At 41.8% G+C, this 989-nt stretch carries 2 protein-coding genes; both read right to left on the bottom strand.

The window, feature by feature from the left end; genetic code table 11:
* A partial coding sequence (locus H5158_RS22600; RefSeq protein ID WP_182740973.1) for a transposase occupies positions 1-220 on the bottom strand: 220 nt, incomplete at its 3' end.
* A 138-nt stretch (positions 221-358) separates the two neighbouring features.
* Entirely contained in the window at positions 359-652 is a 294-nt protein-coding gene (locus H5158_RS22595; protein WP_182740972.1) for a hypothetical protein, read from the bottom strand.
* Positions 653-989 lie beyond the last annotated feature (337 nt).

Below are 989 nucleotides of genomic sequence, written 5' to 3'. Positions count from 1 at the left end.
CGGTCGCGCCAAGATACTGGCTCTTACGTTGATTGCTCTTGAATAGTGACTGGCATGGAACAAACTCATCGCTGCCCTGCGTTTTCAAGTGTGCCGTACCTCGAACTCGGCTAATATAATGCCAGTCATTGTTTCGCACGGCTTTGAGCCAAGGAACTTTAAAGCCCGCATCCGTCACAATAACGGGCCGACAATCACTCGGCAAGATCAGTTTGAGCATCTTCAAGAACCGTTTTTGTACTTTTGGGCAATGATATTGAAAGCTGAATGCACTTTCCTGATACAGGGTTAAAGAGCGACCTTCACTGACAATGCTGGCACGCAGAATACAATATTTGGTTTGTGTATCTGCATGACTTCAATCAACCAAAATGACGGGATGCTTTTCAGTGACCACAAAACGGCTTAAGTGAACATAAACCGTTGTTGATTCAAGCAAAAGCTCGTGGTTACTGAGCAGTCGATCAATACGTTTAATATCATGTTTTTCAGTTGTTTTTGAATTCAAATTGCGACCGATAGACGTCAAGGTGCATTGCTGACAGCGCAATAGAGATTTAACGGCAGCGACTAAGGTATTAAATCTGGCTTTATGAATTGATTTAGGGGTGACAGCGCGGAGCATATTGTGCAAAATAGTAAAAGCATTCATGGTGTTTAGCTCTGTTGTTTTTGACGATTCATAAGATCACAAAACACCATGAATGTTCCCTCGCTTCCCACATTTTTTAATACTGTTAGTTTATTGATATATAAAGGCTAATTCTGGGAATACTTTAGGTCTTCTTCCCCATATAATTAAATTAACAAGCGCGGCATAAACCGCGCTTTGAATTTACTCTGATACAGAAGGTTCAGTATTTGCTTGAGCATCGCTTGCAGGAGCTTCGTCAGTTAACAAGTATTTATCCAGCCACTGCTCTTGTTCCCATAAAACATGTAATAAGCTTTTACGGGCACGATAACCATGGGCTTCGTAAGGTAGCATC

This window comes from Pseudoalteromonas sp. SR45-6 (assembly GCF_014163545.1).
In the GTDB taxonomy this organism is placed as follows: Bacteria; Pseudomonadota; Gammaproteobacteria; order Enterobacterales; family Alteromonadaceae; genus Pseudoalteromonas; species Pseudoalteromonas rhizosphaerae.
Note: the sequence above shows the minus strand (reverse complement) of the source record. Positions and strands in the feature narration are given on the sequence as shown.